The sequence below is a fragment of the Rheinheimera sp. A13L genome (assembly GCF_000217935.1).
Classification (GTDB): Bacteria; Pseudomonadota; Gammaproteobacteria; order Enterobacterales; family Alteromonadaceae; genus Pararheinheimera.
Genome location: NZ_AFHI01000023.1, coordinates 178,997 through 199,249, shown reverse-complemented (window position 1 = coordinate 199,249; position 20,253 = coordinate 178,997). Strand labels below are relative to the sequence as shown.

Here is a 20,253-nt window from a genome sequence, read left to right as displayed (position 1 = left end):
GCCTTTACAGCGAACTCAGCTCCCACTTTATGCCTTGTACTACTTCGTTGAAAATGTGTTCAGGGTAAGTATTGCCGCTGGCGATATTTTTAATCGCAATTTGGATAGGTGGGTTGCATTCGGAAGCCGGATTGCCGGATAAGACTCTGCTTTGACCGGGTTGCACCAGTACCGCTATATCGCAGCACGGATGATGGATATCAAGCCAGCTGGAATCTATATGAAACCAGGTGTCAAAACCTACCTGACAATGCTCTGCATGGCAATTTTTATAACTGACCCAGACAGCCCCTATCTGCCTGAATGGAATACGGGGGTCCGGCGCCCAACCAAAACCAGTGCCATACCCCAGTTCAGTATTCAGGTTGCCATACTCATCGCACACCACCACCTTGCTTGCTTTGCAGTCGTTAAAGCTTATGCCAAGTCCCCAGGCACTGAAACCTGTGCTTTGCTTATCCTGAGGATTAATGGCTTTGATCTGTTCCACAGTACAGTGGCTCACTGAAACAGCAACGCCGTAAACTTCAAGGCCTGTCGCTTTTGCTCCGGTATGAGCGGCAGTCACACCATCAGTGATATGACGTGCAGTAAAGTGGCTGACCTTGACGCCAACATCCAGAAACACCGACATACCGTGACAATCGTCGCTGCACCCTGTCATGTAACTGGCTGAGCACTGGTCATAGATTAAATCAGCACAAAAAATGGGGATAAAGCCCAGTACTGTATGGCCGCCGGTGCGGATATTTCCGCCAAACAAGGACTGAAAATGCTCGGCGTTACAATTAAAGGTGCTTACATCTGTGCAGCACAAATAGCTATAACCCTGCACTGATCCGTCGTAGTTGATCAGATGACGGACCTGACAGCCGCTGACCACAGCGTCTTTGATATGCAGCAACTGGATACCAGCACTAGAATCTGCAGTGACAAACATATATTGCACAATACAATCCATGATACTGATACCACTGCCTTGATTCAGATGGATACCAGCCGGGGATAAATTACGAATGTTGAGGTTATGACACTGCAGACCGCTGATCAGCAGTTTAGCCAGTGTCAACTGCTGCACCTGATCCGCCCTTACACCATACATGCCCATATTCAGCAAAGTGCCATTTTCGATACTGACGCCGGTGGCATTACTAACCACTATGCCACTGATATGCTGACTGCTATCCTGAACTGTGGCGCTCAGACTAAAACCAGCCAAATCCAGGGTGACATTATCGGCGCAAATACTTATGGCGGCAGCAGGACCTGCAACCGGAGCCCAGAAGATATCCTGGCTAAAGCGGTACAAACCTGGCGTGTTGATGACAATACCCTGAGGCGGGATGCTGCTGATCTCAGTTTCAGTCTGAAGCTGCTGCCCTGTAATCACACCATAGTCAAGATTGACCTGCTGAATAAGACCACTGACATCAAAGCGGTCAACTAACTGCTGTTTGTCGACCTCTTTAAAGACAGCATGCGAAAACATTTTTTCCGCTATCACCAATGCCTGTGTTGAACTCATATCCTTGCTCCTGTTTATCATGTTTTTGCGACAGCACAACTTCAGCTGTGCAGTTGATAAATAGGAGTGTATAAAAATAAAACTGATGCATCCTTCTGGATACCTTCCGATTTAAACTATTGATTTTATGCCAAAAAATTAGAAACTTCAGGTTCAAAAAAGCAGTTCTGATCCAGACGTAAAAAAAGCTGGCAGATATCGCTGCCGGCTTTTTGTCTGACTGTTATATCAGGGGATAACAGTTAAGCTTTTTTCGCCCAGGCCGCACACCAGCCTTCGGCATGAACCAGTTTAGCCGGGAAAATATTACAACCCCGTAACGCTTCGCCGTCTTTGCCTTGAATGTGCATACAATTGGCGCAGTTGGCGCCTTCTACTGTGGATTTTTCAACATATTTCATCGCCACAGCCATAGGATCATCCGCCTTCACCACTTCCTGTGCCACGGCATGTAAGGCTGTGCCGCCTAAAGTGATTCCCACTAAGGTAGAAGCCGATAGTTTTAAAAAATTACGTCTGTCTAAATTTCCCATCTTTTACTCCGTTATTTTAGAAGCTGCACCAGAGTGTTCTGCGCTCTGGCTTACAGGCTACGGAGTATGTGGCAAATAAGACTGCCTGGATTTGATCTAAAGCAGTGTCTTGCCAGATTAATCTGGCAAGTTCAACAGACAGTAGTGAGAGAAACAGCCACAAACTCAGGATTTAGTCACATAAAACTTTAGCCACTGGGCTATGACACCTTGCTGTTGTTGTTCACGCAGATACTGGTTAAAAGCGGCCAGCTGGGGTTTCCAGCGTGGATGAAAAGCCACAGTTAAACCAACAGGGCTGAATCCGCTGGCTGAGCGATACAGTTGTTTGTCAGGAAAGTGGTGATGCAACAACCAGTTGGCGACATGCTCATTCATAAAAGCATAATCACAACGGCCATTGAGTAACATATTCAGTTGAGTCAGTTCACTGGGCGAATCTACTCTGGCCGCCTCATTGCTGTTAAAAAATGGCGTTAAGGCTTCGTAGATATAATACTGGCGGGTGCAAATGGCTTTGCCTTTGACCCACTCTGCTAACTGTCCTTGTGCTGCCATCGGCTGACGGGCAAATAAGTAGTCCTGATGTTCCAGTAAAGGTTCAGAAAACAGCAGTTGTTCAGGATGTTGGGTCCACTCTTTGGCCAGTAAAATGGCATCCACTTCCCCTTGATAGAGCCTGTGTTCGGCGCGGGTTCTGTTATCAGCCACATACTGAACGCGGATATTCTGCTGGTTGAAAAAATCCTGCAACACTTCAGGCACCAGTCCCACCACTTTTTCAGTGTTTTCGTCCTGATACATATAAGGAGGCACTTGCGGGTAATACATTACAAATTTCAGATCTGTGGCTTTAGGTGCGGCCTGCACTGCAGTAAAGGCACCAAGTCCAGAGAGCAGAACCAAAACACATACTTTCCATAGTTTCATTGTTTTACCTGTCAAACCAGAGCAGAACATCGCTGTGTGTAAAACAGATAATACAAGCATTAGCGTTTTTATCAAATAGTAGTTTTTAGCCTGCCCTGCCAAAAAATTAAAGGCCAGCTGTTGTCAGTCAGGCTCTGGTGACATAGAGTGCCGCCACAGTCTGTTTTTTTGAATCTTATCCTCTATGAAACACCGTATTTTGTGGCTTGGCCTCACCAGCCTTATTTTGTCAGCCTGTAGTCAGACCTCCTCTGGCATACATCAGTCTAACCAGTTTGCCAACAATGGTTTGGATAAAAAAGCCCAGGCATTCAATGGCACTTACAAGCTGCAACCAGAAGCCGTCTTAAACACCCAATGGCTGACCCCACAATTTTTAGATGGCCTTGAACGACAACTGAACTACTTAAATAAAAAATCGGTGCCACAGCAGCATAATTTACCCGGCTTGGCTGTCAGTAAAAGCCAGTTGCAGCAAACGATACGTGATTTACAGGCATGGGCAGAACAACCTTCAGCACAAGGCGGTCAGGCTTTTTCCTTGCACCAGCTGGCTGGTGAAGATGGCAAAGGCAATGTGCAATTTACCGGTTATTATGTGCCGGTGTTTAAAGTGCGTTCCACACCGGATGCAGAATACAAATACCCTATTTACCGCAAACCTGCTGGTTTAAGCCAGTATCCAAGCCGTGAACAAATCGACTTTGGGCAGGTGTTGGCGGGTCAAGGTCTGGAGCTGTTTTACAGCAACAGTCTGGTCGACAACTTTTTTATGCAGGTACAAGGCTCTGGTGTGGTTGAAGATGAATACGGCCAGCAGCATTTATTAAGTTATGGCGGCAGCAATGGCCATTCGTATCGCAGTTTAGGCAAAGTACTGATTGAAATGGGTGAATACACGGCAGACACCATTTCGGCCACAGCCATTAAAGAATGGTTAGCAAAAAACCCGGACAAACAACGTGAGCTGATGAGCAAAAACCCCAGTTATACCTTCTTTTCACCTGGCCTGGATAAACCTGTAGGTGCCGCCAATGAACCCTTAACGCCATTGCACTCTGTGGCTGTCGATCCGGCTTTTATTCCTTTAGGTTCCATAGTACTGGCGCACCTACCTCTGCTGGATGACAAAGGTGAATTAACAGGCCATGAGTTCAGATTAATGCTGGCGCAGGATAAAGGGGCAGCCATTAAAACTCCGGGCCGTATTGATGTCTATCAGGGCATAGGGGATGAAGCTCAGCAGCGCAGCGATAGTTTGCGCCATTACGGCAAAATCTGGCTGGTATTGCCAAAAGGTCAGAGTCATTGACTCTGACCTGCTGTTGCTTAGTTTAAGTATTAGTTCAGGTGCTTTTTCAGCGCCTGACCTGCCTGATCCAGCGCTGCTTGAGTACCAGGTACATCAGACAGCACATTCAGCAAACCAAAATCGTGGATCATGCCGTTGTAGCGCACTGAAGTCACAGTCACACCAGCAGCATCCAATTTATTAGCATAAGCTTCGCCTTCATCACGTAATACATCCAAAGCCGCGGTTTGCACCAAAGCTGGTGGTAAATCTTTTAACTGTTCAATGCTGGCGCGCAGTGGCGAGGCATAAATCTCGTTCCGTTGTGCCGGATTGGTGGTGTAATTATCCCAGAACCACAACATCATGTTTTTGGTCAGGAAATAGCCATCCGCAAACTGATTGTACGAGGCATTTTCAAAGTTAGCATCTGTGACAGGCCACATCAGCAACTGGAATTTTAGTTTTGGGGTGCCTGCTTCTTTGGCTTGTAACGCCACCACTGCCGCCATATTGCCACCGACGCTGTTTCCCGCTACCGCTAAACGTGAGCCGTCGATATTGAGCTCTTTGCCATGCTCAGCTACCCATTTCGTTGCAGCATAGGCCTGATTGATTGCCGTTGGATATTGGGCTTCTGGTGATGGGGTGTAATCCACATAGATAGCTGCTGCGCCAGAGCGGCTGACTAAATCACGGATTAAACGCTCGTGGGTTGGAAAATCACCTAATACCCAGCCCCCGCCGTGAAAAAACATAAAGGCTGGTAAAACAGCTTTGTTGCCAGCAGGGCGAACAATAACCAGTTTCAATGGTTTACCATCGATAGTGATGATTTTTTCGCTGACATCAGCAGCTGGTAATGTGGCACCGGCCTGAGCTCCTGTTAATACAGCGCGGGCATCTTTAGGCGACAGTTGCTCTAAAGGTTTACCACCACCCTGAGCCAGAGCATTTAAGAAGCCCTGAGTGTGCTGTTCAACATGCAAATCCGGACCAGAACCACCAGCGGCGAATGCACTATTAATCCCTAAAGCAATCACTGTAAAACCTACAACTTTACGAAATGTGTTCATGAGAATCTCCTCGCCGCAGCGGTTGTTGGGTGGCGATAACAGGATACTTATTCATATAACTGTTATCGCGATACATTAATGATTAAAAAAATCAGTTTCTTTGGTTGAGTATTGCGCTGTTAGCTGACAATCACTAAACGCACATCAACATTGCCGCGAGTTGCGTTGGAGTAAGGACACACCTGATGGGCTTTAGCCACTAAGTCTTCTGCTACTTCGTTGCTCACACCCGGTAAGCTGATGTGCAGTTCGATATCCAGACCAAAACCACCAGGGATTTGACCAATACCCACTTCAGCTGTGATTTTTGCATCGCTGGCAATCAGCACTTTTTGTTGTGAAGCAACATATTTAATGGCACCCAAGAAACACGCTGAGTAACCAGCAGCAAATAACTGCTCAGGGTTAGTCGCTGCGCCACCTGCCCCACCTAATTCTTTAGGGGTACTTAATTTCACATCCAATACGCCGTCTGAAGACAGAGCACGACCATCACGGCCTGAGGTTGAAGTGGCTGTTGCTTTGTAAAGTACTTGCATAATGTATTCCTCTGTTTGTTTAACTATATGCTTAACCAGCTTGCGATATGTGTTATCGCGATAACTGTTTGATTTAAAAAAATGGGTGAACTCACCCTGTTTTACTGCTGTTACTGCCAGTCCTTACGGACCTAATCTTTACTATTTACGAACTCTTTTCTACCTTGTGTATCCGGTCGTTTTATTGCTGCTTCTTCAACTGTTCGACCCGATTGATGATTATATTATTGCGATAACTGTTATTTCGCAAGTTAAATTTAAATTTTCCCACCAAATACAACTTAAACCATTGATAAATATTAATTTAAATATAAAAAAAGGGCCAAAAGGCCCTTATCTATTGCTCTGCTGTTTATAATTTTTTAGTTAACTGTGCTCTGAGCTCTACCAATTCCTGTCGTAACGCATGGATTTCAGTTTCCGCTAAACCACAACTTACCCCTACAGTACGGTTCACCTGTACTGCCTGCTCACGCATAGCCCAACCCGCTTTGGTTAGACGGATTTCCAGGGTGCGTTCGTTTTGTGGATTACGAGTGCGGATCAATAAGCCCATAGCTTCCATACGTTTAATCACCGGAGTTAAAGCCCCTGAGTCGATGTGCAACTGCTCGCCCACGTCTTTAAGCGCCAGACCATCGTTTTGCCACAAAATCAGCATGATTAAATACTGTGGATAGGTTAACCCCAGGGTGTCGAGCAAAGGTTTGTACATTTTGGTCATAGCTAAAGAGGTGGAATACAAAGCAAAACAAAGCTGCTGATCCAAATGTAACGCTTTTTGGCTGTTTGGATTTAAGGCTGTAGTGCTTTGATCGGAAGAATTCGCCATGCTGATAATGCCTTTGCCGGAATAAATAAACCGCAAGGTTAATCAGCATGTTGTTAAAGGTCAACTTCTTCTCTGTGTTTCTGCCAGTGCCATTTTGTTTTCCAGCGCCACACTAAGTCGCCGATAGAGCCGCTCAAACCACCATAACTGCCCCTTCTTGTAAAACAGCTGCACCCACAGAAGCTGCAGTGCCAGAAAACCCGCGGCAATACCGGTTAAAGCTAACCTGTCCAGGCGACCAAACCACTCTGGACAGAACCAGCGAAACAACAGCACCATCGCCACAGACTGCCAAAGGTATATACCCAAGTGACCTCAAGATGCGAGTTTCAGAGCCGCTGGGCGCTTGCAATGCAAGGCGGCCTGGCGAAGCAATGTCGGCTACCTTGTGAGACAGGCTAACACCGCAGTGCAATCGCCCAGCGACTCCCGTAGGGCGGGGCTAAAAGCGCTTTATGCCGCGTTAACTGTTGTCGCTTTAGAACCACTAGAGCTTCCAACAGCTGCCTTGCCTAAAGCGCTTTTTTCTCCCGCTGAATTCTGCATCTTGAAGTTACTTGGGTATAAATACAAAGAACAACGGCCGCAGTGCCTGAGCAGTTCAACCACTTTCGGTAAGGCAGGCACAATCAGCATAAATAATCTGATGTAAATCAAAGCAAAAGATAAGTCGGAGACGATTTGAAATGGCAAAGGAATTTGCCCCTGAACAGAAAGCCCAGTCCAGAATAGTGGCAATAAAGCACACCCAAATGCCACCAGCAACAAAGTATAAAAGTGCTTTTTTAATAAGAGCTGCCAGTCTGACTGCATGCCCCAGATCGCAAGTAACATCATGCCACCACACCACCAGTAGCTCACCAGCAACAAATCCAGCCCAATCAATCCGACGTACTGAATTTGTTGCCATAGCTGCCCCAGGTAAGGCCCGGTATAAAGTGCGATCAGCAGTTCCGAATCTTCTGGATCAACAATAGGTTCAGACGGGCCCTGCCAGATCAACGCTGGAATCACCAATCCGACAACCAGATAAGTTTTAGCCCGACTTAGTTGCTGCGCCGGAGTCCACTGCAGTGCCTGCTGCCATAACAAGCCCAATGCCACCACGGCATACATCAGCAAAATATCACCCGACCAGATAAAAATGGCGTGGCAAAACCTTATCAGCAACAAAGCCAACATTCTGGCTTGAAGCCTGACCTCTGATCCGCCGGATTGACGCCACAACAGATACAAGCTGGCACCAAATAACAAGGTCAGCAAGCTGATAAATTTACCCCGGATAAATAGCAGATACAGCTGATGCTGCAGCTGGGACAGCAACGACATAGCGTCTGAAAGACCGGCTTTTTCTGCCAGTTCAAGTGGATAAGCAAAGGCAAACACATTTGCAAATAAAATCATCAGCACGGCAAAACCACGCAGTGCATCAAATAGATGCACTCGTGCTGACCATGGGGGTACTGCGTCCATGCAAACAACCTCTGTTTATACTTTAAAGCGCGTGACCAACGAATTTAAATCCACAGCTAAACGGGATAGTTCATGAGCAGAGGCGCTGGTCTGATTGGCTCCTGCTGCAGTTTGTGCAGCTAAATCACTGATATTCACTATATTACGGTCAATTTCACGGGCAACTTTCGCTTGTTCTTCTGCTGCGCTTGCAATCACCAGATTACTGTCACTGATTTTATTAATCCGCTGGGTAATAATAGTCAGAGCCTCACCTGCAGCCTGAGCCACAGTTAAGGCATGGCCTGCTTTTTCACTGCTGTGTTTCATCGCATTCACTGCATCACCAGTACCACTGCGAATTTTGGCAATCATTTCTTCTATTTCACGGGTAGAGGTTTGAGTACGGTGAGCCAGAGCCCGCACTTCATCCGCAACCACGGCAAAACCCCGACCTGCATCCCCTGCCCGCGCCGCTTCTATAGCAGCATTCAGCGCCAGTAAGTTGGTTTGTTCTGCAATAGCACGGATCACATCCAGCACTTTGCCTATATCCTGCGATTGCACCGCCAGACCCTGAATAAGTTCGGAAGTTAAAGCCACATCCTGATTCATATCACGGATGGCTGTTACAGTTTCATCCACTTGCTGCTGGCCTTGCACTGCCATTTTGGCCGACTCAGTGGATTGCTCTGAGGTTTGAACTGCAGTTTGCGCTACTTCATCCACAGCAGAGCTCATTTGTGTAATGGCAGTTGCAGCCTGCTGAATTTCGTCATTTTGTTGCTGTAAACCACGGGAAGAATCTTCAGTCACTGAATTCAGTTCTTCTGAGGCTGACGCCAATTGATTCGACGAATTGGAAATATGGCTCATCGCGTCCCGCAGGTTATGCTGCATTTTCAGCAAAGCCGCCATCAGCCGGCTGGCTTCATCTTCACCAGTGACCGTTATTTTTTGGGTTAAATCCCCTGAAGCTACAGTTTCAGCCACAACAACGGCTTCTGTCATAGGCGCTGTGATACTGCGGGTCATCCACAAAGCGATAAAAATGCTCACCACTATGCCAACCAAAATTGCACAGATCATCAGGATCTTACTGGTTTCATAGCTCTGCGCTGACAACTTTGTTTGTTGCCCTGAATACTCACGATTCATTTGCACCAACTTTAGCAAGGTTTGAGTCATTCGGTCCGAATGCACTGTTAATTCTTCGTTGCTGATACGAGTAGCTTCATTTTTGTCAGAGGCTTCCAAGGCTTGTAATAACAGGTTCTGACCAGCAAAGTATTGCTGCTGGGCAGATGAAAAATCCTGATAAACTTCTCGTTCTCCGGTAATCGAAATCAGTTTTTCATAGGCTTGTTGGTACATTGTGACGTCAGATCTGACTTTATCCAGAGTGGCTCTGTAATCTGCTTTTTGTGTGTCCGTTTCCGCAAGGATCAAACGAAAGGTGTTAATCCTGACTCTCATCATACTTAAGTTCAGCCCTGACAGATTATCCAGACTGGGGAGCGTGTTCTCTTCAATTTCTGCCGAAACAGTGCGCATCTGGCCCATAGTAAGAAGCGCGATACTGCCTTGTAACACGACCAATAACCCTAATACAGCAAAACCAGCCAATAAGCGGGCCCCAATTTTATAGTTCCTTAAAAGCATACATATCCATCCTATGTTGTGATATTTACTCTCTAACATTTGTTACAAACACAAAGCATAGGCGAAAAATCACAAAAAAACTCAAAATACTACAAAGCATTAACCCTTATTCCCCGTACTGGTGCGGGCGACCTAACTGCAGCGCATGAAGCGCTGCAAAGCATTTCATTTTGGCTGACAGGCCGGATAAACAACACAGCAGCTATAAACTAGTTTCAAATAACAAGGTCAGGAGGCTGATAAATTAAACTCGGACAAAAATTAGAGACAGCTGATATTGTAGCTATGACAGCAAAGATACAGAATCTGGTAATACAGTAAAACCACGAGTACATCAAACTGATGCACTCGTGCCAAGAGCGGTAATACTGCGTCCATGCAAACAACCTCTGTTTATACTTTAAAGCGCGTGACCAACGAATTTAAATCCACAGCTAAACGGGATAATTCATGAGCAGAAGCGCTGGTCTGGTTGGCTCCTGCTGCAGTTTGTGCTGCTAAATCACTGATATTAACAATATTACGGTCAATTTCACGGGCAACTTTCGCTTGTTCTTCGGCTGCGCTTGCAATCACCAGATTACTGTCGCTGATTTTATTAATCCGCTGGGTAATAATGGTCAAAGCCTCACCTGCAGCCTGAGCCACAGTGAGCGCATAGCCAGCTTTTTCACTGCTGTGTTTCATCGCATTCACTGCATCGCCAGTACCACTGCGAATTTTGGCAATCATTTCTTCTATTTCACGGGTAGAGGTTTGAGTACGGTGAGCCAGAGCCCGCACTTCATCCGCAACCACAGCAAAACCACGGCCTGCATCCCCTGCCCGAGCCGCTTCTATAGCAGCATTCAGCGCCAGTAAGTTGGTTTGTTCAGCAATAGCACGGATCACATCCAGCACTTTGCCTATATCTTGCGACTGCACTGCCAGGCCCTGAATAAGTTCGGAAGTTAAAGCCACATCCTGATTCATATCGCGGATAGCAATCACAGTTTCATCCACTTGCCGCTGGCCTTGCACTGCCATTTTGGCCGACTCAGTGGATTGCTCTGAGGTTTGAACTGCAGTTTGCGCCACTTCATCCACAGCAGAGCTCATTTGTGTAATGGCAGTGGCAGCCTGCTGAATTTCGTCATTTTGTTGCTGTAAACCACGGGAAGAATCTTCAGTCACTGAATTGAGTTCTTCTGAGGCTGACGCCAATTGATTCGAAGAGTTGGAAATATGGCTCATCGCGTCCCGCAGGTTATGCTGCATTTTCAGCAAAGCCGCCATCAGCCGGCTGGCTTCATCTTCACCAGTGACCATTATTTTTTGGGTTAAATCGCCGGAAGCTACAGTTTCAGCCACAACAACGGCTTCTGTCATAGGCGCTGTGATACTGCGGGTCATCCAAAGTGCGATAACAATACTGATTAAAACACCAAAAGCTATGGCCATTATAACCAGTATCTGGCTTATGCCGTATTCCTCGTTTGAAGCTGCAGTCAGCTGTTCACCATATTCACGATTCAGCTGAGCCAGCTTTAATAATGACTGAGTCATTTGATCGGCATAGCCGGACATATCTTCAGTACTGATACGAATGGCGTCCGCTCTATTGCCGTCAGCCAGACTCTGCAGAAGTGACTTCTGCCCGTTGAAATAACCTTGTTGGGCTGCAATTAACTGCTGATAAACACCACGTTCTTCAGCTGTGGACAGAAGTGCTTCATAAGATTTTTCATAGTTTTCCAATTCTGATTTAACCTGAACCAGTGCTTTTTCATAGTCCGATTTTTGCGCTTCTGTTTCTGCCAACAGCAAGCGGTAGGTGTAAATCCGGCCTCTCATCATACTCAGATTCAGTGCTGCCAAGCTCTCCAGGCTTGGGATAGTGTTCTCTTCAATTTCTGTTGAAACCGCCCTCATATGCGACATAGTCACCAGAGATAAACTGCCTTGAAGTAACAGTATCAATCCTAATACGGCAAAACCAGCTAACAATCTGGAACCTATCTTATAGTTTCTTACTGACATATCATTCCCGCCCTTTGATCCAACTAAATGAACTTGCAACAAATCTAATGCATAAACAAGAACGCACAATTAATCCCAAGAACCGATACCGCCCTATGAATCAACCTACACCAAGTTTCAAATATTGCGTTTTTATCATTTATATCAATTGTCGAGCAAAAAAGCGATAATATCGATATAATCAATAATTATATTTATTGATTTTGAACAAACTTTGCGCTTTAAGCCAAAGAGGACCAGGCTTTCCGGCTCCTATAATTAATCCATCCACTTCCACCACAGCTGCAACTTCTTTACTGGAGCTGGTAAGCCATACCTCATCGGCACAAAGTACTTCGTTTTTGCTGACAGACCGCTCTTCCACCTGGATAGTGCTGTGCTGACGCAAAATACTCAGCAGCAACTGACGGGTAATGCCGGGTAAAATCTGAGAACTCAAAGGCGGCGTGATCACGAGCCCCTTTTTGACAATAAACACATTGGTGGAACTGCCTTCAGTTAAAAAGCCTTGCTCATCAAACAAAATACATTCGTTTAACCCCAAAGCCGCAGCTTGCTGGTGATGCATCACATTCCCCAGCAAAGCCGTGGATTTAATATGGCAGCGCTGCCAACGTAAATCTGTGGCGGTCATCACCTTATAGCGCGGCGCTTTGTCTATATCCGCTTCTGGTTCAGCAGCTATATCAAAACAGTAGGCAAAAATAGTGGCCGGAATATCCTGCGGGTAAGCATGGGCTCTTTTGCTGTCTGTACCACGGCTGACATGCAGATATATACCCAGATTACCAGCACCATTTTGTTGGATCAGTTGCTGTACCAATGCTTTCCAGTCTTGTGCTGTTAAAGCACAGCGGATCTCCAGCGCAGCTAAGCCTTGCTGTAAGCGCTGGATATGGGCGGCAAACCCAACACAAAGCCCGGCATAAGATGGGATCACTTCATAAATACCGTCACCAAATAAAAAGCCTCTGTCCATAGGCGAAATTTTAGCTTCGCCCAAAGGCATAAATTGCCCGTTTAAATACACCACACTCATGGTTGTTCCTGTAAGCCTTTAGATTTCAAAACAAAGTTGTTGTAAGTCGCGGATCAGCTGCATCGCATGTTCTGGCGGCAAACTGTCTTCGGTGATACTAGCAAGTCCTGTCACACCATCCACACAACCCCGACTCACTAAATACTGTAAAAGTTGAGCAGGCTGACAATCGAGCAACCAGCCCTCGCCTGTTTCTGCATCTCTGATTGCTGATACCAAAGCCAGCAGTCCATAGGCAGCCCAGTTGGATACATCCGCCAGCAGTAATTCATCACAGCCCGTGACCGCAGGCGTAATAGCCAGCTGCGACAGGGCCTGATAAAGATTTCCCATACCAATTTCATTGCCGCCATCCCCTATGGCTATAGTTGGGCAACTGGCCTGCTGAAAAAACACATCAAAGTTGGCACAACGGGCGCTGATATCCACAGCGCGCATATTGTAATAGCGACCATCTGCGGCCAAACCTGGTCTTTCTATTGAAATAATTAATTCAGGCTCTAGTTGTTGCAACGCCTGCAGGGCAAATGCTGCCGCATCGACGCTGTTGACCGGCAACTCCAGGCAGGCATAATCGTTTTTTAGCGCAGAAAACAAAGGATAACCACAGGCCAGCATAGCCCTGGCTCCCAGCTTTTCGACAAGCTGATACAACACAATGGCCCCTACAGGTCCGTCGGTTTCAAAACTATCGCCGACCGGAAAACCTGTGCCTATCAGTACCAGCCCTTTTGTTTTTGCGATTAAACGGGCAGCTCTTAAGTAAGAACCTGTTTTCAGATAAGGCAATAAGGTCGCCATACCCCTTACATTCTGCCGTACCAGCATATGCTCTATCTGTTGGCTGAGGGGTAGCAAATCTTTCAAACCAGACTCCGGAATTCCATAGCAAGTTCAGCCCAGTAGCGACTTTTCTGCCTCTGTTCTGCTTCAAGCTGCTCTGGTGATACAGGGTAAAAACGGATCGGATGGCCTTGCTGACACTGCGCCAAAGCTGCCGCATCCCGTGCCAGAACGACGCCGGGTTTAGGATACCCCCCTAAGGTTTGTCTGTCGTTTAACAGCACTATAGGTAAACCATCAGGCGGCAATTGCACTGCGCCATAACAAATACCTTCGGACAACAAAGCCCTTGGCTGGTACAACAGCGGCTCACCTTGCAAGCGATACCCCATGCGGTCATACAAAGCAGACACCTGATAATCGGTGCTGTAAAGCTGCTGCCACTGAGACTCGTCAAACCAATGCTGCTGATAACCAGGTAGCAGCCCAAGTTGCAGCGGTGCAGAATAATCAGGCCAGAGCTTTTCAGGCAAAGCCCACAATAAGGGTCGATAGACTGAAACAGCAGGTAAAAACTGGCCTGGCTGTAATGCAGCTCCGCCAATGCCTCCAATTTTTTCCCGCAGCACAGTGCTGTTGCTGCCAAAGTCTTTTGGTAATTTAAAACCTCCGGCTACAGCCAGATAACAACGCAGGCCGGATGTGGCAAAACCAAGTTCAAGTACATCATCTTTTTTTATGCGATGAGTCTGCCATAAGCTTTTAGGCTGACCGTTGACTGTCAGTGGCATAGCGCCACCAGTGACACAAAACACAGTATCTGTTAACGCCAGCAGGCTAAAACCACCCACTGCGACTTCAATCTGACAGCTGGGGTTTGGGTTTTGCAGTAACAAATCGGCGATACGATAGCTGGCATAATCTGCAGGCCCGCCCTGAGTTAATCCCAAATGGGCAACACCAAAACGGCCCTGGTCCTGCAAGGTAGCTTGTACTCCGGCTTTTAATACGACAAAAGCAGACATCAGCACAACTCCTGCGGTAACTGGCCACCTAAAGCGAAGAACTCATCCTTGCTGATGGATTGAAAACGCACTTTATCCCCTACAACAAAAGGCATTAGAGGCTTTGCCGTACCGGCATGTTCTGGTTCAAATAATGGCGTTGGGCATAAGCCCAGAATATTCCAGCCGCCTGGTGACTCAGCCGGATAGACAGCAGTTTGCCGGTCGGCAATAGCAACAGCACCCTTGGGCACTTTAGCGCGTGGGCTTTTTAACCGTGCAGTGGCAAGGCGTGCGTCTAATTCACCCAAATACGCAAAACCCGGTGCAAAACCTATGGCGTACACTCTGTATTCTTCGGCCTGATGCAGTTCAATCACCTGATCTGTGGTTAAGCCTGCTTTGTGAGCAACATGCTCCAGATCCCAGGCATTGTGGTAATACACAGGTAAAATAAGCAGTTGGCCTTGTTGTTCACTATGAGTAGCAGAGAGTACAAGCTGTTGTTCCAGCATAGTTTTAATAGCCCACACCCCTTTATGCTGAGGTTTGAGCACAATCAGCAAGGACGCATAAGAGGGCAACAATTCTTGCAGTTGCTCATCAAGCAGGCTGCGGATTTGGTGTTGCAACTGCTGAAGCTGTGAAAGATTCTGCGCCGAGATTTCTGCCGATAAATACAGGATCAGCGCATTTTCACCTGCCAGTTCCAGTTGGATCATGCTGTACCCAGTAACGTGCGAATGGACTGCACTAAGGCAAGTGCTGCGGGATTGTCGCCATGCACACACAAGGTATCGGCCTCAATAGCCACTAACTCGCCTGTATCACTTTGCACTGTGCCACTTTGCAGTAACTGCTGCACTTGCACTAAAGCGGCCTGATGATCCAATACGCTGCCCGCCTGACTGCGAGGTGTTAACGAACCATCACTCTGATAGCGTCTGTCCGCAAAAGCTTCAAATAGCAATTCAAGCTTGTAACGCTCTGCCAACAGCTTATGTTGTTTTGCAGCGCCCGTGGCTAAAAGCATCAACTTTAAGGGTTTATGGTAACTGGCAACGGCTTCCATCACAGTTTCAAGTAAGGCTGGGCTTGCCATCATATCGTTATACAAAGCACCATGTGGTTTGACATAACTCAGCTCCAGCCCAAGGCTTTTTGCCACCCCATCTACTGCGGCAATCTGGTACCAGAGTAAATGCTTTAACTCATCAGCCGCCATTTTTACCGAGCGGCGACCAAAACCCTGTTTATCGTCGTAACTCGGATGAGCACCAATCTCTACCTGATGTTCTTTAGCCAAAGTTAAGGTGTTCACCAATACACTAGGGTCGCCGGCATGAAAACCACAAGCGATATTGGCCTGATCAATCAGCGGCATCACCTCTGCATCCAGCCCCATTTGATAAGCGGCAAAACTTTCGCCTAAATCACAGTTCAGTTTGATAACAGCTTTCATTAAAAACTCGCTAAAGAAGAATTTAAAAGATCGGTCACCAGCATATGACCAGGGCTGTGGCTAATACAAAAATCTGGTTTGGCTTGTTTAATCACAACCTGAGGCGTGACACCACAAGCCCAGAATACCGGTACTTCATCTGGTTTGATGCTGACAGCTTCACCATAATCCGGTGAACGGATATCAGAAATGCCAATAGCCTGCGGGTTGCCAAAATGCACAGGGGCACCGTGTACTGCAGGAAAACGACTACAAATCTGAATAGCCCGTATTGCATCAGCGGGCTTCATAGGTCTCATACTGACCACCATAGTACCGGAAAATCGTCCTGCACTGGCGCATTGCAGGTTTGTGTTGTACATAGGTACATTTTTGCCTTCGCTGATATGCCGGATTTCTAATCCGGCGGAAAGCAAGGCCTCTTCAAAAGAAAAAGAGCAGCCAATTAAAAAGCTGACCAGATCATGCCGCCATAAAGCACGGATATCCTGCACTTCATCCACCAGTTCGCCTTGTTTAAAGATACGGTAGGAAGGTAAGTCGGTGCGAAGATCAAGATCCTGCCCCAGTTCAGGCAGTAAAAACTGGCCAGGTTCAGACACAGCCACTAAAGGACAAGCTTTGGGGTTACGCTGGCAAAACAGCAAAAACTCAGCAGCCCAGCTTTGTGGCACTATTGCCATATTGCACTGCACATAACCTGAAGCTAAACCGCTGGTCTGCCCCTGAAACTGGCCTGTTTTGATCTGTTGGCGTAATTGATATGGCGTAAGCAGATCCATCTTTGCTGCCTGAAAAATGAAAGATGAGTTCATACTAGCGGATTTAGTGTCCCATCCCAAGTCTGCACTGCTTAAGGCTGAGTAAAGCAGAGCCAGCTTAGGCCGATAAAAACTCAGAATAGCCCGGTTCGGCAAAAACAAAAGAGCACCTAAGTGCTCCGCAGGCAACAACCAAAAATCCGGATCTGGCAGAAGGAACCGGCTGAGACTGCTGTAAACAACAAAAAACTCAGCTACAGCACGTAAATATGGTCTGTGACGTGGGACACGCCCGGCGTGCTCCAGACCGACACTAATGCTTTATCATGTTCGGACCAGCTATTAACTGTGCCCGTCAGCACCACATCGGACTCTATCACTTCGACTACTATGGCTGACTCCATTTTTCGGCTCTGTCGTGCCAAAGCGGTTTCGATATCTTTTTTTACCGTGCCAGCCAGATTTCTGGGCGTTAAACGGATCTGATTGGTTACACCACGCACTCCAGCCAGAGAACGCAAAGCTTCAGTCGCAGCGCGGCGCTGATAATCAAAAGCAACTTCACCCGTTAAGTGGATCCAGCCCATAGATACAGTCAGTTCAATACCATGAGGCGGAATATGACTGGACCATTGCAGCACAGCTTCAGCCACCCTGGTTAAATCAACATCCTGATACACATGCTGGTGAGGTAATGAGACCACCAGTTGATTGTCCAGCGACTGCACACCATAAACTCTGTGTACAGCGCATTGCACATGCCACAACTCAGCCAAAGAAGATACTCTGCCCGATAGGGTCACAATGCCTCCGTGCACCAAAACACTTATTGGATCAGCCTGCACAGCACTGTCCCATTTCAGTTCTGCTTTAATATCCGAGGTCAATTGTTGATCTGATTTCATCGATTCCATTCCTGGTGCTTTGTCTAATTGTGCTGCTCCGGCAGCCCCCATAATAAGCTGGCCAGTTCATTGGCATGCTCTTCTTCGGTTTGTAAAATCTTCTGAATAAGCGCAGTACTGGTGGGATCATCGTCACCAATAAACCCCAGCACTTCTTTGTAATGATCAATAGCCACCCGCTCTTCAATCAGGTTTTCTTTGATCATTTCATATAAATTCTGACCTGTGCCAAATATGGACTGGCCTCGTTCAATGACGCCTTGTGGAGAAAAATCAGGCTCACCACCCAATTGCACTATGCGCGCAGCCAGCCAGTCCACATGTTGCAGTTCTTCGTTGGAATGTTCTAAAAACTCTGCCGCCACTGTGTTGGCATGAATACCTTTGGCTAAAAAATAATGACTGCGATAGCGCAGTACACAAATCAGCTCAGAAGCTAAAGCAGCATTTAATAAATGCACCAGTTCACTGCGCCCCGCCTGATAACCATGAGTGACAGCACCTGTTTCCAGATGTTGTCTGGCATGCTGGCGTAATAGTTGATGTTCGGTAATTTCAATACTCATAAGCAGCTCCTGTTGGACCATGGGAGTTAACTTACTGTACAAAAATCAAACCGAATGTGCGTTAACGCACTCAATTGACAAAAAAGACAAATCAGACGGACTTTTAAACCATCTGATTGATTTAATGCATCATTTATGATGTTCAGGCTGGTCTGGCGAGAGCTGACAGCTTTGTTTAAAGCTGCTGATTTGATGATCCGCCTGTTCTCTGGAGAGCGCATAGTGCTCCTGTAACAAGCGGCTTAGTCTATGGGGCATACCTTCTGATTGCAGCAAATCAGCTTTGGATAACTTATTCCAGCATTGATGCGCTGCATCGAGATTCAGCAACCAGACTTGGTGCTGATCAGGCAAAGACCCGGCAGCGGATATCGCTGCCTGATCCTGTGGTTTACTACGGGTTTTCATCAACAAAGCTCCTGTAGTCTTTTTCAGACTAAAGTGGTGCTGCAGCTGTATTGGCAATAATGACTTCTACTCTGCGGTTTTGCTGACGGCTGGCGGCAGAATCGTTGCCGCTGACCGGTGCATGCTCACCTAAACCTCTGGCCGTTAAGCGATTAGAGGCAATGCCCTGAGCTTCCAGATAACGGCGCACCGAATTGGCCCGGCGTTCTGACAAACCCTGATTAGAATCTGAACTGCCAATACTGTCGGTATGACCTTCAATCTGCACAGTGCGATCCTGATAACGATTTAAAAAGGCGGACAGTTTCGATAAGTTGTTCAGCGAACCTTCTTTGAGCTCAGCACGGCCTGTATCAAAGAGCACATCACCCAAAGTCACCACCCAGCCTCTTTCGGTTTCTTTTGCGTTCAGCTCCGTGATCTGTTGCTGTAATTCCAGAGCTTGTTGTCTGGCCAATTCTGATTCAGCCTGAGCTGTGGTTGCATCCTGCCTGGCCAATTTAGCGTCGTACCGGGCTGCATCCGCTTCCTGAGTTCGGGAATCCAGCCTCGCACCTGCTTGTTGTGCACCTAAGGTTTTGTATTGTTCGTCCAGATAACTGGTTTGGGCTACAGCTTTGGCTATTTCCACTTTTTTATCCGCCAGCTTGACTCTGTACATGGCCAGGGCTTTGTCTTTGGTCGGTTGCTCAGCAGTTAATACAGCAGTTGCGGCTTGCTGTACTGGCAATACAGCTCTGTTGGCCAGATTAGGATCGGCCTGCAATGCAGTCAGTTTTTGCCTGACAGCAAAAGAGCCTTCAGGTTTCTCGACTTTAGAGCTACAGGCAGATAAGGTCATCACACCAGCAACCAACACAAGGATTGGGGTTGTACCTGTTAGAATTTTCATTGCATTTGTCCTGTTTTACGTTGCATTTCCTGCTTTAACACATCGATATTTTTTTGCATATCGTCAATCACAGCGCGGACTTTCCCTTCACCGGCACGGGCTGACGCCAGTTCAGCACCAGCTTTGGATAACTCGGCATAGCGGCTGGCTGCCAGCATGTCTTCATTCTGAACTGCAGTACGGGCTGACACTAAATCGGCCCTGGCTTCCAGCAATTCAGGCAAGGCGTAATCACTTGCTGTAATACGCTCAGCCGCTGCTATAGCTTGTTCTGCCGCCTGAATTTGGCCTACAGGGGCTTCCGGTGCTGATGCACAAGAGGCAAGTACGGCCGTCAGGCTTAACATCAATACAGTGTTGCGTACAGATGGATAGCGGCTTGAGAAATACGAAGATAAATTCGTGGATAGATACATGGTAACTCCCTGATTCAATAATCAAAAAACAACAACAAACAGCAAAGCTCTTCCTGAAACTCAACCGATACGAGCCTGCCTGTTTTTGCATACTGAACCTTAAAATCAAAGTCATCGGTGCGCTGGCGCTCATATAACACTGTTACTTTCAATGTAAA

Annotated in this window: 22 protein-coding genes; 1 reads left to right on the top strand and 21 read right to left on the bottom strand. The window is 47.0% G+C overall.

Annotated elements, in window-relative coordinates; genetic code table 11:
- Positions 1-4 precede the first annotated feature (4 nt).
- The 3 genes from RHEIN_RS13420 to RHEIN_RS13410 all read right to left on the bottom strand — a co-directional run bounded on the left by RHEIN_RS13420 (position 5) and on the right by RHEIN_RS13410 (position 2,988).
- A complete protein-coding gene (locus RHEIN_RS13420; protein WP_008899518.1) occupies positions 5-1,525 on the bottom strand; it encodes a hypothetical protein in 1,521 nt (506 codons plus the stop codon).
- Positions 1,526-1,767: 242 nt separating this feature from the next.
- Positions 1,768-2,058 carry a high-potential iron-sulfur protein gene (locus RHEIN_RS13415; RefSeq protein WP_008899517.1) on the bottom strand — a complete coding sequence of 97 codons (291 nt, stop codon included), beginning with the start codon at positions 2,056-2,058 and terminating at the stop codon, positions 1,768-1,770.
- 165 nt (positions 2,059-2,223) lie between these two features.
- Entirely contained in the window at positions 2,224-2,988 is a 765-nt protein-coding gene (locus RHEIN_RS13410) for a substrate-binding periplasmic protein (protein ID WP_008899516.1), read from the bottom strand.
- 184 nt (positions 2,989-3,172) lie between these two features.
- On the opposite strand from RHEIN_RS13410, the gene mltA reads away from it, so the two are divergent.
- On the top strand, positions 3,173-4,300 hold the full coding sequence (mltA, locus tag RHEIN_RS13405; protein ID WP_008899515.1) for a murein transglycosylase A: 1,128 nt from the start codon (positions 3,173-3,175) through the stop codon (positions 4,298-4,300).
- Between the two features lie 29 nt (positions 4,301-4,329).
- On the opposite strand, the gene RHEIN_RS13400 is transcribed toward mltA, so the two are convergent.
- The 18 genes from RHEIN_RS13400 to RHEIN_RS13315 all read right to left on the bottom strand — a co-directional run bounded on the left by RHEIN_RS13400 (position 4,330) and on the right by RHEIN_RS13315 (position 20,095).
- Positions 4,330-5,355 (bottom strand): alpha/beta hydrolase, encoded by a 1,026-nt coding sequence (locus RHEIN_RS13400; protein WP_008899514.1) that lies wholly within the window; start codon positions 5,353-5,355, stop codon positions 4,330-4,332.
- 119 nt (positions 5,356-5,474) lie between these two features.
- Positions 5,475-5,894: an organic hydroperoxide resistance protein gene (locus RHEIN_RS13395; protein WP_008899513.1), complete on the bottom strand. Its 420-nt coding sequence runs from the start codon at positions 5,892-5,894 to the stop codon at positions 5,475-5,477.
- Between the two features lie 352 nt (positions 5,895-6,246).
- A complete protein-coding gene (locus RHEIN_RS13390) occupies positions 6,247-6,726 on the bottom strand; it encodes a MarR family winged helix-turn-helix transcriptional regulator (protein ID WP_008899512.1) in 480 nt (159 codons plus the stop codon).
- A 60-nt stretch (positions 6,727-6,786) separates the two neighbouring features.
- Entirely contained in the window at positions 6,787-7,035 is a 249-nt protein-coding gene (locus RHEIN_RS13385) for a DUF418 domain-containing protein (protein ID WP_237704366.1), read from the bottom strand.
- Between the two features lie 144 nt (positions 7,036-7,179).
- A complete protein-coding gene (locus tag RHEIN_RS21065) occupies positions 7,180-8,199 on the bottom strand; it encodes a DUF418 domain-containing protein (protein ID WP_008899511.1) in 1,020 nt (339 codons plus the stop codon).
- Positions 8,200-8,214: 15 nt separating this feature from the next.
- Entirely contained in the window at positions 8,215-9,840 is a 1,626-nt protein-coding gene (locus RHEIN_RS13375) for a methyl-accepting chemotaxis protein (RefSeq protein ID WP_008899510.1), read from the bottom strand.
- Between the two features lie 393 nt (positions 9,841-10,233).
- Positions 10,234-11,859 carry a methyl-accepting chemotaxis protein gene (locus tag RHEIN_RS13370; RefSeq protein ID WP_008899508.1) on the bottom strand — a complete coding sequence of 542 codons (1,626 nt, stop codon included), beginning with the start codon at positions 11,857-11,859 and terminating at the stop codon, positions 10,234-10,236.
- A 181-nt stretch (positions 11,860-12,040) separates the two neighbouring features.
- On the bottom strand, positions 12,041-12,898 hold the full coding sequence (locus RHEIN_RS13365; protein WP_008899507.1) for an aminotransferase class IV: 858 nt from the start codon (positions 12,896-12,898) through the stop codon (positions 12,041-12,043).
- Between the two features lie 18 nt (positions 12,899-12,916).
- Positions 12,917-13,765: a glutamate cyclase domain-containing protein gene (locus tag RHEIN_RS13360; protein ID WP_008899506.1), complete on the bottom strand. Its 849-nt coding sequence runs from the start codon at positions 13,763-13,765 to the stop codon at positions 12,917-12,919.
- Complete coding sequence (locus RHEIN_RS13355) at positions 13,762-14,706, bottom strand: biotin-dependent carboxyltransferase family protein (RefSeq protein ID WP_008899505.1); 945 nt, start codon at positions 14,704-14,706, stop codon at positions 13,762-13,764. Before RHEIN_RS13355 ends, RHEIN_RS13360 begins: the two co-directional genes overlap by 4 nt.
- Positions 14,706-15,407, bottom strand: a complete 702-nt coding sequence (locus RHEIN_RS13350; protein ID WP_008899504.1) for a 5-oxoprolinase subunit B family protein — start codon at positions 15,405-15,407, stop codon at positions 14,706-14,708. Before RHEIN_RS13350 ends, RHEIN_RS13355 begins: the two co-directional genes overlap by 1 nt.
- Entirely contained in the window at positions 15,404-16,147 is a 744-nt protein-coding gene (locus RHEIN_RS13345) for a 5-oxoprolinase subunit PxpA (RefSeq protein WP_008899503.1), read from the bottom strand. The genes RHEIN_RS13350 and RHEIN_RS13345 overlap by 4 nt, the downstream gene beginning before the upstream one ends.
- Positions 16,147-16,929 carry a putative hydro-lyase gene (locus RHEIN_RS13340; RefSeq protein WP_008899502.1) on the bottom strand — a complete coding sequence of 261 codons (783 nt, stop codon included), beginning with the start codon at positions 16,927-16,929 and terminating at the stop codon, positions 16,147-16,149. Before RHEIN_RS13340 ends, RHEIN_RS13345 begins: the two co-directional genes overlap by 1 nt.
- Positions 16,930-17,162: 233 nt before the next feature.
- A complete protein-coding gene (locus tag RHEIN_RS13335) occupies positions 17,163-17,813 on the bottom strand; it encodes a BON domain-containing protein (protein ID WP_008899501.1) in 651 nt (216 codons plus the stop codon).
- 23 nt (positions 17,814-17,836) lie between these two features.
- The gene (locus tag RHEIN_RS13330; RefSeq protein WP_008899500.1) at positions 17,837-18,379 is read right to left on the bottom strand and encodes a ferritin-like domain-containing protein; all 543 of its coding nucleotides are present in this window, start codon (positions 18,377-18,379) and stop codon (positions 17,837-17,839) included.
- A 129-nt stretch (positions 18,380-18,508) separates the two neighbouring features.
- A complete protein-coding gene (locus RHEIN_RS13325; RefSeq protein ID WP_008899499.1) occupies positions 18,509-18,787 on the bottom strand; it encodes a hypothetical protein in 279 nt (92 codons plus the stop codon).
- A 28-nt stretch (positions 18,788-18,815) separates the two neighbouring features.
- Complete coding sequence (locus RHEIN_RS13320) at positions 18,816-19,679, bottom strand: OmpA family protein (RefSeq protein ID WP_008899498.1); 864 nt, start codon at positions 19,677-19,679, stop codon at positions 18,816-18,818.
- Complete coding sequence (locus RHEIN_RS13315; RefSeq protein ID WP_008899497.1) at positions 19,676-20,095, bottom strand: DUF4398 domain-containing protein; 420 nt, start codon at positions 20,093-20,095, stop codon at positions 19,676-19,678. The genes RHEIN_RS13320 and RHEIN_RS13315 overlap by 4 nt, the downstream gene beginning before the upstream one ends.
- Positions 20,096-20,253: the final 158 nt, after the last annotated feature.

Coding starts and splice junctions, on each gene's coding strand:
- RHEIN_RS13395 (WP_008899513.1), bottom strand. CDS start 5,894: ATGCAAGTACTTTACAAAGCAACAGCCACTTCAACCTCAGGCCGTGAT.
- RHEIN_RS13325 (WP_008899499.1), bottom strand. CDS start 18,787: ATGAAAACCCGTAGTAAACCACAGGATCAGGCAGCGATATCCGCTGCC.
- RHEIN_RS13335 (WP_008899501.1), bottom strand. CDS start 17,813: ATGAAATCAGATCAACAATTGACCTCGGATATTAAAGCAGAACTGAAA.
- RHEIN_RS13355 (WP_008899505.1), bottom strand. CDS start 14,706: ATGTCTGCTTTTGTCGTATTAAAAGCCGGAGTACAAGCTACCTTGCAG.
- RHEIN_RS13345 (WP_008899503.1), bottom strand. CDS start 16,147: ATGAAAGCTGTTATCAAACTGAACTGTGATTTAGGCGAAAGTTTTGCC.
- RHEIN_RS13375 (WP_008899510.1), bottom strand. CDS start 9,840: ATGCTTTTAAGGAACTATAAAATTGGGGCCCGCTTATTGGCTGGTTTT.
- mltA (WP_008899515.1), top strand. CDS start 3,173: ATGAAACACCGTATTTTGTGGCTTGGCCTCACCAGCCTTATTTTGTCA.
- RHEIN_RS21065 (WP_008899511.1), bottom strand. CDS start 8,199: ATGGACGCAGTACCCCCATGGTCAGCACGAGTGCATCTATTTGATGCA.
- RHEIN_RS13320 (WP_008899498.1), bottom strand. CDS start 19,679: ATGAAAATTCTAACAGGTACAACCCCAATCCTTGTGTTGGTTGCTGGT.
- RHEIN_RS13365 (WP_008899507.1), bottom strand. CDS start 12,898: ATGAGTGTGGTGTATTTAAACGGGCAATTTATGCCTTTGGGCGAAGCT.
- RHEIN_RS13410 (WP_008899516.1), bottom strand. CDS start 2,988: ATGAAACTATGGAAAGTATGTGTTTTGGTTCTGCTCTCTGGACTTGGT.
- RHEIN_RS13415 (WP_008899517.1), bottom strand. CDS start 2,058: ATGGGAAATTTAGACAGACGTAATTTTTTAAAACTATCGGCTTCTACC.
- RHEIN_RS13340 (WP_008899502.1), bottom strand. CDS start 16,929: ATGGATCTGCTTACGCCATATCAATTACGCCAACAGATCAAAACAGGC.
- RHEIN_RS13390 (WP_008899512.1), bottom strand. CDS start 6,726: ATGGCGAATTCTTCCGATCAAAGCACTACAGCCTTAAATCCAAACAGC.
- RHEIN_RS13330 (WP_008899500.1), bottom strand. CDS start 18,379: ATGAGTATTGAAATTACCGAACATCAACTATTACGCCAGCATGCCAGA.
- RHEIN_RS13315 (WP_008899497.1), bottom strand. CDS start 20,095: ATGTATCTATCCACGAATTTATCTTCGTATTTCTCAAGCCGCTATCCA.
- RHEIN_RS13420 (WP_008899518.1), bottom strand. CDS start 1,525: ATGAGTTCAACACAGGCATTGGTGATAGCGGAAAAAATGTTTTCGCAT.
- RHEIN_RS13400 (WP_008899514.1), bottom strand. CDS start 5,355: ATGAACACATTTCGTAAAGTTGTAGGTTTTACAGTGATTGCTTTAGGG.
- RHEIN_RS13350 (WP_008899504.1), bottom strand. CDS start 15,407: ATGATCCAACTGGAACTGGCAGGTGAAAATGCGCTGATCCTGTATTTA.
- RHEIN_RS13370 (WP_008899508.1), bottom strand. CDS start 11,859: ATGTCAGTAAGAAACTATAAGATAGGTTCCAGATTGTTAGCTGGTTTT.